Genomic DNA, 14,341 nt, shown 5'->3' with positions numbered 1-14,341 from the left:
ATGACTTCCCCAGCAGCAACTTCCGTCACACGACGGCGCCAGCGCAGCGCCCGTCTGACCGTTGCCGTGGTGCTGCTCGTCGCAGCGGCCGCGCTGGTCGTGGCAGCGGTTGCTGTCGGCTCCGCGCCGCTCGACGCCGTCGCCGGCATCGCGGCGGTGGTCCTCGGCGCGGTCGCCACCAAGATCACCCACACCGAGGTGCTCGTCTCCCGTCGCGAGGCCAACCGCGACCGGGCCACCCAGGCGAAGGCGTACGCCGCGCTCACCGAGGAGCGGATCGCCGAGAACCGCTCCTTCACCGAGGACATCACCGCCAAGGTCGAGCAGGACCGGGCCGCTCGGGCAAAGACCGTCGCTGAGCTCGAGGCCGCCCTGGCCGCCGCGCACCAGCGCGCCGCCGAGGCGATCCGGTCCCGCGCCGAGGAGTCCCGCAAGGCAGCCGAGGCCCAGGTCGAGTCGACCTCGCTGCGCCAGCGGGTCGCCGACGCCGAGAGCCGGGCCGCGGACGCGATCGTCCGGGTGGCCGAGCTGGAGCAGGAGCTCGACGTGGTCCGCGCCGAGCTGACCGCCGCCCAGGCCGCGGCGAAGAAGGCCATCAACGCCGCCTGAGCGGACGCCTGGCCAGGCCCCTGACGGGGCGTATCGGCCGTACGCAACCTTGGGTTGCTGAAAGGTTGCATACAGGCTGCGGACAGGTTGGTGACAGGTTCGGCCCAGTCGCCGTACCTAGGCTCCGGACGTGTCCGACCCCGTCCCAGCGATCGCCGCCGGCTCCACACTGCTCCATATAGGCCCTCACAAGACGGGGACCTCTGCGCTCCAGCTTGCGCAGCGTCGGGCACGGGCCGACCTGCTGGCGCAGGGTGTCCTGCTCGCCGGTCCGGGGACGGGCGATGGAGACGGTGACGGTGTCCGCTACGCCCTCGGAATGCGGCCCACCCTCGGCGAGGAGTTCGGCCGGCAGGTCTGGGAGAGGATCAAGGCCGACCTGGCTGACACCTCCGTCCCGAGGCGCGTCTTCAGCCGCGAGACCTTCGCCAGCGCTTCCGACAAACGCGCCCGCGCTGTGGTCGAGGAGCTCGATCACGCCGCCCGGCCGTTGCATGTGGTGATCTCAGCTCGGCAGCTCGCGGAGTTGATCCCGAGTCAGTACAGCCAGTTCGTGCAGCGCGGCACCACCCGCGCGCCGTTCGACCAGTGGGTGGAAGCGGTTCTCTCTGGTGACAGCGAGGACCGCAGCGTCCGGATGTTCTGGAGGCGCCACAGTCATCACGAGCAGGTGCGTCGCTGGGGTGAGCTGGTCGGACATGACAACGTGACGGTGATCGTGGCCGACCGCACCGACCCGCTCTTCCTCGCTCGCTCGTTCGAACGGCTGCTTGCCGTGCGACCGGGCACGCTGGCCGACCTGATCGAGCACGACCGCACCAATCGATCCTTGACACTGGCCGAGATCGAACTGGTCCGCGAGTGGCACGAGATCATCGCCGAGACCGGTGCGGAGCACGGCAAGGTCGTGCGGCTCACCTGGCGGTTGTGCTACCACCTGCGTCGCTCGAACCCCGAGCCGTCCGATCCGCGGCTGACCCTGTCGGGCTCGGCGGTGGAGCGGGCCAACGAGCGCGCGGCCTCGAGTGCCGATGCGATCGCAGCTTCGGGCGCTCATGTGATCGGCGACCTCGCCGCGCTCTCCGCCGTACCGGTGGTGCCGCGCTGACAGCAGGTCACAGTGGCCTGCCAGGTAAGGGCCAGCCCGGTCGTAGAGCGGCCTCCTAACGTCCCGGACGTGCTTGGTGTCGTCGCTCCCGTTCCCGCCGGTTCGGCCGTTCTCCACATCGGCCCGCACAAGACCGGCACCTCGGCTCTTCAGCACGCGCTGCGGCTCGCGCGTACCGATCTGCTGCAGCAGGGCGTCCGGCTGGCCGGTCGGGGGAGCGGAGATGCCGAGGGCGCTCGCCACGCCCTCGGGCTTAACCTCATGCACGGAGTCGAGGCGGCCCGCGCCGCGTGGGCCGCGATCCGCGCCGACCTGATCGACGCTTCGGTGCCGCGCCGGGTCTTCAGCAAGGAGACCTTCGCCAATGCCGGCGACGGTCGTGCCCGCCGGGTCGTCAGCGACCTCACCGCCGACGGCACCAGGCTGCACGTGGTGGTCAGCGCCCGTCCGGTCGCCGAGCTGATCCCCAGCCAGTACAGCCAGTTCGTCCAGCGGGGGTTGTGCGCCATGCCGTTCGAGGAATGGGCCGAGGCAGTCCTGTCAGGCGACACCGACGACCGCACCGTCAGGATGTTCTGGAAGCGGCACAGTCACGACGAGCAGGTCCGCCGCTGGGGCGCCCTCGTCGGTCAGGAGAATCTCACCGTGGTGGTCGTCGACCGTCGCGATCCCGAGTTCTTGGCCCGATCCTTCGAGCAGCTGCTGGCGCTGCGGGCGGGTACCCTCGCCGCTCGGATGGGCGCCGACCGGGCCAACCGTTCCTTGACCGTGCCAGAGCTTGAACTGGTGCGGGAGTGGCACACGATCACCGCCCGGGCCGGGGCCAGTCGCAGCGACACCGTGCGGCTGGCCTGGCGACTGTGCCATCAGCTGCGGCAGCTCGACGCGGCCCCCGACGCCCGCCGGCTCGCCCTGGGCGAGCCGGCGAGGGCTAGGGCCGACGAGCGGGCGGCCGCGAGCGCCGCCGCGATCGCCGCGTCGGGCGCCCGCGTGCTTGGGAATCTGGCGGCACTCGCGTCTGTGCCGATCGCGGGATAACGGGCCCTGCTGGCAGACTATCGACCGATGAATCCGCGTGCCGACATCCAAGGTCTGCGCGCGATCGCTGTCGGCATCGTGGTCCTCTACCATCTGCTGCCTCAGCGACTCAGCGGTGGATTCGTGGGCGTCGACGTCTTCTTCGTCATCTCGGGCTTCCTCATCACCAGCCACCTCCTCGCCCGCCCACCACGCCGGACCGGTGACCTGATCGCGTTCTTAGGGCGCCGGATCCGGCGTCTTCTGCCCGCGTCGTTGCTGGTGCTGGCAGTCACTCTCGTCGCCTCCCGGCTGTTTCTGCCCGAGACACGCTGGGCCGACACTGCCGCACAGGTCAAGGCCGCGGCGCTCTATTCGGTGAACTGGCGATTGGCTCACGATGCCGTCGACTATCTCGCCGCCGCGAACGCCGCCTCGCCGGTGCAACACTTCTGGTCGCTGTCATTGGAGGAACAGTTCTACCTCGGTTGGCCGGTGCTGATTCTGGTGCTGGGCTGGCTGGGGCTCCGCGTGCGGCGCTCCGGAACGGTGCTCGCTTTCGGCCTTGGGCTCGTGGTGGCCGCGTCGTTCGGCTGGTCGATCCACTTGACTGCCTCGAACCCCGCGGCGGCGTATTTCGTCACCACCACCCGTGTCTGGGAACTTGGTGCCGGTGGTCTGCTGGCGCTGGGTCAGACCAGACTCGCTTCGCCCCGGTTGCCGATGGGGTGGCGCCGAGGCATGGTGTTCGGCGGCCTTGCGGTCCTGGCCCTCGTCGCTACGACCTTCGACGCCGCCACGCCCTTCCCGGGCTGGCGGGCGGCGGTGCCGGTGCTGGCGACCGTTGTCGTGATCGCCGCCGACGCCGACCTGATGGGGTGGTCGCCTGTGCGTCTGCTCGCGTTGCGCCCGATGCGTTGGCTCGGGGACGTCTCGTATGCGGTCTACCTCTGGCACTGGCCGCTGATCGTGCTGCTGCCCGCCGCACTCGGCGCGGCTCGGGGCCGTGTCGACGACGTGGTCATCGTCATCCTGACGCTGATTCTGGCCGCGGCGACCAAACGTCTGGTCGAGGATCCCTTCCGAGGGCGGGCGTGGACCTTGCGCACGCGGCGCACCTACGCACTGGGCGCGGCCGCCATGACGGTGGTGGTCGCCCTCACCGCCGCGTTGACCGCTGAGGTCGGCCACCGCCAGGACGTCGAGGCGGCCCGGCTCGCTGCGGCGCTCACGGGGCACGACCGATGCTTCGGTGCCCAGGCGTTGGACCCCGGTCGCGCCTGCCCGCCGTCCTCTGCAGACCCGGTGCCAGCACCAGCGCTGGCTGCCAAGGAGCAGGACGCGTACACGAAGACGGCGGGATCTGACTGCTGGGCAAGCTATCCGACGTTCGTCATGCGGGTATGCGACTTCGGTCGTCGAGACAGCGGCATCACCGTCGCGCTGGTCGGCAACTCGCATGCAGGCCAGTGGCTGCCCGCGCTGCAGCGCCTCGCCGGCCAGCGAGGCTGGCACATCACGACCTATCTCGCCGAAGGCTGCTCCATGGCCGATCTGCTTCAGGAGTTCCCAGGCGCGGGCGCTGCCGAGGCGTGTCGGCGATGGGCGACGAGCACCGCGGCGAAGGTCGAGGCGGATGCGCCGGACGCCGTCGTCTTCGCCAACCGGGTCTCGTCTCCGGCTGTCGGGCATACCGTTGCAGAGAGCCAGCCGCTGTATGCCGCAGGGCTGCACCGGATCCTCGCACGATGGCACCGCATTCCAGTGGTCGCACTCAGGGACACTCCAGCGCCGAAGGACGGCGGCCGGATCTCGATCCCGAACTGTGTGGCCCTTCACCTGCACGAGTGGAAACACTGTGGCGCCGACCGGTCGGCTTGGGTTCCGACCGACCCGGTCGTGGCGGCCGCAGCCGACCTGACCAACGTGCGGGTGCTCGACCTCAACGATCACATCTGCGGAGAGAAGCGATGCGAGGCAGTGGTGGGCGGAGTGCTCGTCTACGTCGACGGCTCGCACCTCACTGCGACCTATGCACAGACGCTCGCGCCCTATCTGGCGCCTGCACTCAGCGCCGCCCTCCGGCATGCCTAGGCAGCACTCCACCGGTAGCCTGCGGCGGTGATCACCTTCTCGCTCGTGACCGCTGTCTACGACGTGGAGCGGTATCTCGAGGAGTTCATCGACTCGCTCGAGGCACAGACCTACCCGCACGAGCGGATCCAGGTCGTCGCCGTCGACGACGGCTCGACGGACGGCTCGCTGGCCCGATTGCGGCGCTGGGCGGCCGAGGGCAGCTTCGAGGTCGTGGTGCTGGCCAAGGAGAACGGCGGCCAGGCCTCGGCCCGCAACCTCGGCCTCGACCACGCGAGCGGCGACTGGGTCACCTTCACCGACCCCGATGACCGCCTCGATGAGCGCTACTTCGCGACGATGGCGGCGTTCCTCGAGCAGCATCCGGACACCGACGTCGCGGCCGCCGCGTTCTGGATGCTCAACGACGCCACAAGCGAGCTGAGCAACACCCATCCGTTGCGCGCCAGGTTCAACGACGGCGACACCCTCCGCGACCTCAGCGTCTTCGGCGACTACTTCTTCGGCAGCGCCCACGCGGGCTTCTTCCGGCGCTCCCGGCTGGACGAGCTGGGCCTGCGCTTCGACACCCGGATCCGGCCCAACTTCGAGGACGGCCACTTCACCGCGCTCTACCTGCTCGACCTGCCGCAGCCGCGTGTCGGGTTCGTCCGCTCGGCGCACTATCTCTACCGAAAGCGCGACGACGGCTCATCGACGATGCAGAAGAGCCTGCGCGATCCGCGTCGCTACACCGACGCGCTGCGCTACGGCCACCTCGACGCGCTGCAGCGCGCAGCGGCGAGCGGCGGCGTACCGCGCTGGCTGGCTGGACTGATCGTCTACGAGCTCTCCTGGTACCTGTCGTTGCACGACGCCCGCGACGGCCGCACCGCTGCCAAGGGCGAGGTGGCCGAGGAGTTCCATCGGATCCTGGCGCAGATCGTGGCCCTGCTCCCCGACGACGTGATCGACGGCTTCGCCTGGCGGCAGCTCAAGCCGCACAACCGCGCGCTGCTCCTGCACGGCTACGACGATCAGCCATGGCACGCGACCGAGGCCGTGATCGACAAGGTCGATCGCGACCGCAAGCTGATGCGGCTCTCCTATCTCTACACGGGTGCGGCGCCCAGCGAGCGGCTACTGGTCGGCGGCGCCGAGGTGCGGCCGCGGTACGCCAAGATCCGCGACCACGTCTCCCACGACCAGGTCCGCGTCCACGAGCGACTCCTGTGGGTGCCGACGAACGTCTCGGCGCGGCTCCAGCTCGAGGGGCGGGACGTGCAGATCCTGCCCGAGCCCCGGCGGCGTACCCACCCGACGGTGCGCCCGCTGCAGCTGCAGCGGATGCTCGAGCCGACGCCCTCGCCGGTGCTCCCGGGCCCGGAGCGGGCGGCCACGCCCGCCGAGGCTCGGCTGCTGGAGGCGGCGCGCGGCCGCAAGGCCCGAAAGTACGCCGACGCCTGGGTCCTCATCGATCGCATCCACGACGCCGACGACTCCGCGGAGCACCTGTTCCACCATCTGCGGGCGAACCATCCGGATATCAATGCCTGGTTCGTGCTGGAGCAGGGCACAGCCGACTGGGAGCGCCTGCGCCGTAGCCACAAGGACCGGCTGGTCGCCTTCGGCAGCGAAGAGTGGAAGCTGCTCATGCTCAACGCGAAGCACCTGGTCAGCAGCCATCCCGACACGGCCGTCTCGCGTCCGCCGACGCTGGCCTTCGCTGCGCCGGGGTGGCGGACCACCTTCCTGCAGCACGGCGTCATCAAGGACGACCTGTCCGGCTGGCTCAACCGGCGCCCGCTGGACGTCTTCGTCACCAGTACGCCGGCCGAGCACGAGTCGATCGTCGGCGACCACACCGGCTACACCTACACCTCGCTCGAGGCCGTCATGACCGGGTTGCCGCGCTTCGACCGGCTGCTCGCGGTCGGGCGTGAGACGGCGCAGCGTGACCTGGTGCTGGTCGCGCCGACCTGGCGATTCTGGTTGATCCCGCCGCAGGCGACGGAGCATCAGCGTCGTGAGGGTGTCGAGGCGGGCTTCCTGGACTCGGAGTTCGTGCGCCGCTGGACGGACTTCCTGAGCTCGCCCGAGCTGGCCGCGGCGTGTCGGCGACACGGTCTGCGGATCGGCTTCCTGCCGCATCCCAACCTGCAGCAGGCACTGCCCCTGCTCTCGCTCCCGGACCACGTCGAGGCGCTGCGCTTCGAGGGCACCGACGTGCGGCGCCTGGTCGCGCGCTCGGCCCTGCTGGTCACCGACTACTCCTCGATGGCGTTCAACGCCGCCTACATCGACCGCCCGGTGCTCTACTACCAGTTCGACGCAGAGCGGGTGCTCTCCGGCGACCATGTTGGCGATCGTGGGTACTTCGACTACGAGCGCGACGGGTTCGGCCCGGTCGTCGTCTCGCCGGAGCAGGCGGTGGCGGCGGCAGTGGCCCAGCTCGATGCCGGGGTCGACCCCGCGCCGGAGTACGCCGCCCGCAACGCGGCGACGTTCCCCGTCCGAGACGGCGGCTGCTGCGAGCGGGTCACCCAGGCGATCCTGGCCTCGGCGCGACCGGTCACCGATGCGGTGACGCCGATCCACGGCTGAGGCCGCTCGGACTGCGTGCTGCACCAGCACCGGACTTCCGTCGCGTTGGCGATCGGGCACGGCACCGGCGCTGAGGCGGTGCAAGGATCCGACCCCGAGGGGTCAGAGCCAGCTCACGATCCCCGCCACCACCTGTGCCGCACCCCGCCCGTCGCTCTCGCCGTGGAACCGCTCGACGACACGCGCCGCCAGCGGCCGGCAGGTCTGGGCCAGTGCGGGCAGGTCGGCGAACAGCTCCGCTACCTCCTGCGTCGAGCCGGCGGTCGGGCCGCACAGGGTGGCGTCGTAGTCGAGCAGCGGCGCGCGTACGGCGAAGTAGGCGTCGCGATCGCGCGTCAGGAAGACGGCCGGCTTGCCGGTCAGTGCCCAGTCGATCCGCTCGGCGCCGTAGTCGAGCACCGCGGCGTCGGCGGCCAGCAGCAGCTCGGAGGCTCGTGGATAGACGCTGACGTCGATGACAGATGCGCTCCGTGCCCGTCTCTCCGCGGCCCGGGCGTCGTGCCGGTGGGCGTGCACCATGACGGTGTAGCCGGGTCCGAGTCTCTCGGCGAGCACCGCGAGATCCAGGCCGTCGTACATCGGGGCGGCCTCGACCCGGCTTGATCGCGAGTCGCGGTAGGTCGGTGCGTAGAGCACCACCTGAGCATCGGGGGCGAGACCGAGCTCGCTGCGGACCTTGGCCCGCAGGCCGTCCTGGTGGGCGAGCAGTGCGTCGGTCTGGGGGGCGGCCAGCAGCACCTCACCCGCGTATCCCGTCTCGCGCCGGTACGTCTCGGCGGCCTCCTTGCCGGGTGCGACCAGGAGGTCCCAGGCCTGCACTTGGTCGGAGAGCAGCGCAGCGAGTCCGACCGCAAGGCCGCGCTCCACAGCGTGCGCGGCCCCGATCGAGACCACCGGCCAGCCCGGGGCGACGTGGATCAGTCGCTGGTGCGGACGCTTGACGAACCACTCCGGCAGCGCCGCGTCTGCCACCAGGACCGGCACCGAGCGTAGGGCGTCGTACCAGTCGGGGGAGTCGATCACGAGTGGGACGGCACCGTCCGGGACGACAACGTCGTGGCCCTGCACAGCCCAGAGCCGGGCCACGTCGGGCCGGGACTGCGCGAGCCGGGCGTCGACCGCGGCGAGCGCGTCGCCGGCCCGGTGGCCCTCGTCGCTCCAGAACAGCACCGAGGGTGACGGCACGTCGGGGGCGACCCCCTCCGCCGACAAGTACGCCGCCCGCAGCCGACCCCGGCCGAAGCGGGTCACCTCCTCGAGCCGCAGCGGACCGCGGGGGACCAGCTGGGCCTGGCCGGTCGGCCGGCGGCGAAGGTGCAGCCGCAGGTCAGCGCCGGTGGCGAGCAGCGGCAAGTCAGCCTGCAGCTCGGGAGCGGGTCTTGCGGCGACCGGCGACTGGCCCGCACGCGGCACCCAGAGTCCGCCGGCGCGCTGCTCCAGCGCGACCGAAGGCGCGCCGGGGCGGCTGGTCCGGGTGGGGAAGCGGAGCATGCCGGATCCCTCGTCGACGGTGGTGAACGACGTGGCCCGCGCGACCACCACGTCGCGCGTGCCGAGCTCGGCGCGGGTGACCTCCTCGGTCGTGAGTCCGGAGAACCGCACCCCGATCTCGATGGTGCCGGTGACGGCATCCGGCACTCGGTCCCGCACGGCCAGCGAGGTGATCCACAGCTGCGCGCCACCCGCGGGTCCCGGCGCGTCGCCTGGGGCGACGGAGACCGCGAACCCGTGGTCCCCGAGTACCGGTGTCACCACCCGTCCGCCGGCACCGAGCGGCGTGAGCTGTGCGGCCCCGGAGTGCTCCGCGACCTCATGCACGGTGCCTTCGCGGACCAGTCCGGCCTGCTCGACCCGCAGCCGCAGCACCGACGTGCCGGGCGCCAGGGAAGCCAGTGGCACCCGTGCGGCGAAGGCCCCGTTCGCGAAGCTCGCGTTGAGGTCCTTCGCCCACAGGTCCGCGTTCGCGTCCCGGCGGAGGTCGACGGTGAGCGCCACGTCGCCGAGCCATGCATGGACGAGAGGCGGATAGGTGAGCGAGTCGATCGCGCCCGTTCCGGCGTACCCGCGCACGACCAGATCCTGACCGGAGACGGCGACGTCGTGCACGGCAGCGCGCAGCGGCGTCTCGTAGGCCCCGAGCTCCCACATCGACTCCGGGACACGCGGCCAGGGCTCCTCGCGGCCCGGGTCGGCCAGGACGCGTCCGTCGACCACCCGGGTGGGCGGCACCCGGCCGTGCACCTGGGCGTACTCCTCGAACGAGCGCACGCCGTCCCAGTCGGCCTCGTCAGCACCGATCAGGGCGGCACGTACCTTCGAGGAGACGCTCGCGTGAGCGAGCGCGTGGGGCGTCGCCTCCGGCAGCACCTCCCGGTATGCCGCACGCAGCACGTCGCGGAACTCCTCGTCGGCGCCCAGCGCCGGCTGCACGAAGCCGTTGAGGTCGACCCCGATCATCCGACCGACCCAGGCGTCGTAGCCGATGGGCGAGGCGTCGGCGCGCATCAGCTCGCGTGCCTCCCGCATCACCGCGACCTGGTCGAGCAGGTTGCGCAGCGTGGTCTTCTGCTGGGTGGTCGAGCTGGCGTCCTCGCGGATGCGCCACAGATACGTCACCCGCTCCAGCACGTCGAAGCGACCGCGGACGAACGCCGCCAGGCAGGGCACCTGGTCCTCGTACTTCACGTCGGTCCGGTACGCCGGCACCTGCTCTCGGTAGAACGCCGTCCGGAACAGCCGGTTGCCCGGGATGATGTCCTGGATCGCGATGGGGAAGTCGTCGAGCCGGACCCCGAGCCGGTCGCGATCGTGCACCGCCGCGCCGCGCACCACCTCCAGCATCTGCCCGTGGGTGTAGCGCTGCGCGCCGCCCAGCACCCAGTCCGACCCGGTCCGCCGCAGCGTCTCGACCATCACCTGGTAGGCGTCGGACGGCACCTCGTCATCGCTGTCCGCGAAGGTCAGGAACTCCCCGCGCACCAGCGGCATCGCGGTGTTGCGGGCGGCGCCCTGGCCGGCATTGGCCTGCTGCAGCACCTGCACCCGTGGGTCGCGGGCGGCGTACTCCTGCAGGATCCGGAGCGAGTCGTCGGTCGACCCGTCGTCGACGCAGATCACCTCAACCTCGGCCAGGGACTGGCCGAGCAGGGAGTCTAGGCACGCGGGCAGGAACGCCGCCACGTTGTAGACGGGGACGACGATCGACAAGACGGGCTCGGGAGGAGTGCGGTTGCCTCCCAGGCGATCGCTCAGTCGAGCTCCGAGTGCACCGAGTCGATTCTTCAGCCGGGCCACGAGGCGATCTTAGAGGGCGGCCGCAGGTAGCATCGGCCACGTTCTTGGCCACGACGAAGGAGTCCTTGCACGTGCGTTCGCGGCAGCGAGTGATCCAAGCCCTGCGCGACGCCGGAAAGGCCTCTCCGCGCAGCATCAAGGGACCGATCGGCCGAGCCTCCCGGCGGTTCCGCGGTGGCTTCCGGGGACCCCTGGTCACGGTGGTGCTCGCGATCAGCGACGAGGACACCACCAAGATCGGCCCGATGCTGTGGGACCTGCGCAACCAGTCCCACCGCAATCTCGAGGTCCGGTTGCAGCCGTGGGGCAGGCATGAGGCGGTCGGGGCCGTCGCCGCCGAGCACGCCGACGCCGACTGGCGGATCATTCTCTCGCGCACCGTCTCCGCCGATGCCTCCAGCGCGCGCAACCGAGGCGCGTCCGCGGCCAAGGGCGACTACGTGATCTTCCCCAAGGGCGGCGACAACGTGCCGCCGCACGGCCTCGCCCGGCTGGTCCGGTGCCTGGAGTCGAGCGGCTCGGGCCTTGCGGTGGGGCGGATGCGCACCCCGCAGACACCGCTGCCGGTGGTCGACTCGCCCTTCGGCGCCGCGCACCAGGTGCACCGTACGGCGGTGACGCTCGCCGATGCGCCGATTGCCGCGACCGACCTCGGCCTGGGCAACCGGATGTGGCGCCGGAGCTTCTGGGAGTCCAGCGGCATCCGCTTCGACCCGCGCCGTCCCTCCGGTACCGACGTCGCTCTGGCCTCCTATGCAGCCGGCACCTTCGACCTGATGGCGGAGGACGTCTACATCCCGACCGATCGGCGCGACGGCATCGCCGTCGGCAGCGCGCTCGACATCCTCGGCACCCTCGAGTCTTGGCTCACCGAGCACCGTGCCACCCAGGAGCAGCTGGAGCGCCTCGGGCGCCAGGCGGTCACCGACGCCTGGCTGTGGGGCGTGCTGGACACCGCGATCATCCCGTTCGTCGATGACGCCGAGCGCGCCACCGACGAGCAGTGGGCGCGACTGCGCGACAACGTCGACCTGCTCCTCGACCTCGCCGGCGACGCGATGTGGCAGACCCTCCAGGCCGAGTCCAAGGTCAAGCTCTGGCTGGTCCGGCAGGGACTGCGCCCCGAGCTGGAGCAGATGGTGGTGGGCCGGCTCTTCCAGCGCGGCGAGCGGCGTACCAGCGTCACCGACGGGGTCGTGGTCGCGGACCTGCCCTACCGCGGCGACCCCGAGATCGGCGTCCCCGACGACTGCTACGTCATGCCCGACACGGAGACGCCCTTGGTCGTGGAGGTGCGCGCGGCCCGTTGGGCCGACCCGGCCACGATCGAGATCGACCTGCTCGCCTACCCCGACTTCGTCGACCTGCCCGAGCCCCCGCAGGTGAGCGTCGAGCTGAGCAGCGCGCGTGGGCGTATCGAGCTGCCGGTCCGGCAGTACCAGGACCGCTCGGTCGACAGCCGGCTCGACGGCCGTCGCTACCAGGACGTCTCGCTCGGCACCTTCACGGTGAGCGTCGACGCCGCGGACCTGGCCGATCGGGGCACCGAGGAGGGCGGCGTCTCCTGGACCCTCGAGGTGTCGCTCGAGACCCAGGGGCTGACGCGCGTCGGCCCGGTGACCCGGATCGACGACCGCGACATCGCCGACCTGGTCGGCACCCCGCACCTCCCGCTGCGCCAGGTGGCCGGCAGGCACGGCACCGCCCGCATCGGCGTGGTCGGCCGTGACGCCAGCCTCTTCGCGGTGGTCGCCAGGCCCGAGTACGTCGTCCGGCTGGTGGCAGCCGAGGTATCCGGGCGCCGGGTCTCCGGCCTGCTCGCGGGTGCGCCGGCCAAGGGCGTCCGCGTCGAGATGGGTGGCATCTCGGGCCGTGCCGACGTGGCGGCCGACGGGAGCTTCACCCTCGACGTACCTGCGCCGTGGGAGGGCAAGGAGCACCTGCGCTGGAAGCTGGTCGCCGAGACCGCCACCGGACAGGTCGGCATCGCCTGGACCGCCGCCGAGGAGTGGGCGGCGACGGGGCAGGGCGCGATCGCTCTGGGCCGCAGCTTCGACGGCGGGGTCAACGTGGTCGAGGCCGCCCGCACCGTGGTGCTCGACGAGCTGCAGCTCGTCGATGGCGCCATCGCCGTGCGCGGCCGCTGGCTCGGGGCGACTCCTACGGCAGCCACGATCACGCTGGCCGGCGAGCGGGTCAGCCCCAGCGCTCTGCTCGAGGGCGATGCCAGCGAGGTCACCGCCCGGATCAGTACGCGGTGGGATGAGTGGCGGCTGGGCGAGCGCGCGATCCCGCAGGGCTACTACACCCTCGAGGCGACGGTCGACGGTGGCGCCGGCCACGTCGTGTACGGCGAGCGTCTCATCGCCGTCTTCGACCAGCAGGGCGTGTGGGGCGGCTTCCGCTACCTGACCAGCGTCCGCTCCGGGGAGCCCGGGATCTGGCTGATCCGCCCGCTCGGCGCTGACGAGCGTGGGCCGTTCAACCAGGGTCGCCTCCAGGACTGGGCGGCCGGGGTGGGCGCCGACGGGCCCGGTCCCCTCGACGAGAACGCCGTCTACTTCCAGGCCTACGCCGGGGCCTCGGCCACCGACTCCCAGCTCGCGCTGCACGAGGAGCTGCGCCGTACCCGGCCCGAGCTGACCATCTACTGGGGCGTCTTCGACTCCTCGTCGTGGGTGCCGGAGGGTGGCGTCCCGGTGGTGTTGTTCTCGCGTGCGTACTACCGGGCGATGACCACCGCGAAGTACCTGTGCATGAATGTCGACCCCGACCGCTGGTTCAGGGCGCGGCCGGGGCAGAAGATGCTGCAGACGTTCCACGGCTATCCGGCCAAGTCGATGGGGGTGCGGATGTGGACGGCGAAGGGCTTCACCGAGCGCCGCATCCAGCTCGAGCTCGACCGCACCTCGCGGGACTGGACGCTGATCCTCACGCCGGCCCCGGAGATGGACGTGCACTACCGCACCGAGTACCGCTACGACGGCCCGATCCACTCCGACGGCTATCCACGCGACGACGCGATCGTCGACGCTGGTGCTGCTCTCCGGCGGCAGGCGACACGCGAACGGCTCGGCATCCGGCCCGACCAGAAGGTGATCCTCTACGCGCCGACGTGGCGCGACGACCAGGCCACGAACTGGCGTGAGGCCGAGGCGGTGCACCACCTCGACGTCGCGGAGGCCTCGCGGCGGCTGGGCGATGACTATGTGGTGCTGATGCGCGGCCACCGCTTCCACGCGGCGGTGCTGAAGCGCTCCGAGGGCGCTCGCCTGATCGATGTCACGAGCTACCCGGAGATCAACGACCTGATCGTCGCCTCCGACGCGGCCGTCCTCGACTACAGCTCGCTGCGCTTCGACTTCGCCCTGACCGGCCGCCCGATGGTGTTCCTCGTGCCCGACCTGGCCGACTACACGGGCGGCATCCGCGGCTTCCTCTACGACTACCGTGACACCGCCCCCGGCCCGCTGCTCGACACCGCCGACCAGGTGATCCACGCGCTCGCCGACCTCGACGCGCTGGCCCGCGAGTGGACTCCTCGGATCGCCGCCTTCAACGCGAAGTACAACTACAAGGCCGATGGGCGGGCCGCCGCGCGCGTCGTGGAGGCTTTCTTCACCGACTGACGTCGAG

The 14,341-nt window shown here is 71.2% G+C and carries 7 protein-coding genes; 6 read left to right on the top strand and 1 reads right to left on the bottom strand.

From position 1 onward, the window contains the following. The 5 genes from H036_RS0102600 to H036_RS0102580 all read left to right on the top strand — a co-directional run bounded on the left by H036_RS0102600 (position 1) and on the right by H036_RS0102580 (position 7,411). Positions 1–609, top strand: a complete 609-nt coding sequence (locus H036_RS0102600) for a hypothetical protein (RefSeq protein WP_026145728.1) — start codon at positions 1–3, stop codon at positions 607–609. Positions 610–739: 130 nt separating this feature from the next. Next, complete coding sequence (locus tag H036_RS0102595) at positions 740–1,717, top strand: hypothetical protein (protein ID WP_081615407.1); 978 nt, start codon at positions 740–742, stop codon at positions 1,715–1,717. A gap of 69 nt (positions 1,718–1,786) precedes the next feature. Further along, on the top strand, positions 1,787–2,755 hold the full coding sequence (locus H036_RS21605; RefSeq protein WP_017933211.1) for a hypothetical protein: 969 nt from the start codon (positions 1,787–1,789) through the stop codon (positions 2,753–2,755). A 27-nt stretch (positions 2,756–2,782) separates the two neighbouring features. Further along, on the top strand, positions 2,783–4,828 hold the full coding sequence (locus H036_RS21600; protein WP_017933210.1) for an acyltransferase family protein: 2,046 nt from the start codon (positions 2,783–2,785) through the stop codon (positions 4,826–4,828). A gap of 27 nt (positions 4,829–4,855) precedes the next feature. Next, complete coding sequence (locus tag H036_RS0102580) at positions 4,856–7,411, top strand: bifunctional glycosyltransferase/CDP-glycerol:glycerophosphate glycerophosphotransferase (RefSeq protein WP_017933209.1); 2,556 nt, start codon at positions 4,856–4,858, stop codon at positions 7,409–7,411. Positions 7,412–7,513: 102 nt separating this feature from the next. Here H036_RS0102580 and H036_RS24165 read toward each other — a convergent pair whose 3' ends face one another. After that, complete coding sequence (locus tag H036_RS24165) at positions 7,514–10,618, bottom strand: bifunctional glycosyltransferase/CDP-glycerol:glycerophosphate glycerophosphotransferase (protein WP_198289873.1); 3,105 nt, start codon at positions 10,616–10,618, stop codon at positions 7,514–7,516. 158 nt (positions 10,619–10,776) lie between these two features. Here H036_RS24165 and H036_RS0102570 point away from each other — a divergent pair, with 158 nt between their 5' ends. Next, a complete protein-coding gene (locus H036_RS0102570) occupies positions 10,777–14,334 on the top strand; it encodes a bifunctional glycosyltransferase/CDP-glycerol:glycerophosphate glycerophosphotransferase (protein WP_157416946.1) in 3,558 nt (1,185 codons plus the stop codon). Positions 14,335–14,341 lie beyond the last annotated feature (7 nt).

Origin of the sequence: Nocardioides sp. Iso805N (assembly GCF_000364605.1) — a bacterium.
Classification (GTDB): Bacteria; Actinomycetota; Actinomycetes; order Propionibacteriales; family Nocardioidaceae; genus Nocardioides.
This window is presented reverse-complemented; position numbering and strand designations above follow the sequence as displayed.